Source organism: Mycobacterium ostraviense, from assembly GCF_002705925.1.
GTDB lineage: Bacteria > Actinomycetota > Actinomycetes > Mycobacteriales > Mycobacteriaceae > Mycobacterium > Mycobacterium ostraviense.
The window spans coordinates 1-229 of record NZ_NKRE01000139.1 but is presented as its reverse complement, the minus strand read 5'-3'; the positions used below and the strand labels follow the sequence as shown (position 1 = coordinate 229).

General features: G+C 61.6%; 1 pseudogene. It reads right to left on the bottom strand.

The features are described from left to right. Nucleotides 1-126, bottom strand: a pseudogene (locus tag CDN38_RS32320) (IS3 family transposase); the annotation flags it as partial. Nucleotides 127-229 lie beyond the last annotated feature (103 nt).

The following is a 229-nucleotide window of genomic DNA, read 5'->3' as shown; positions in this document are numbered from 1 at the left end:
CTGCCGGATCCCCATGTCCCGGCACAGTGTGGTGAAGCTGTTCGCGGTATAAGTCGAACCGCGGTCGGTGTGGAATATCACCCGCTGAGATTCCTCCTCACGCCAGATCACCGCCTTACCGCCACGGGGTTTGGACCTCCCCCGGTTTCCCGGAGACTTTTTTATTTGGGACCGACCCCCTCGAGTGGGAGGGTAGCCGCTTGGGGGTGGTGCTGCTGGTTGTCCTTCC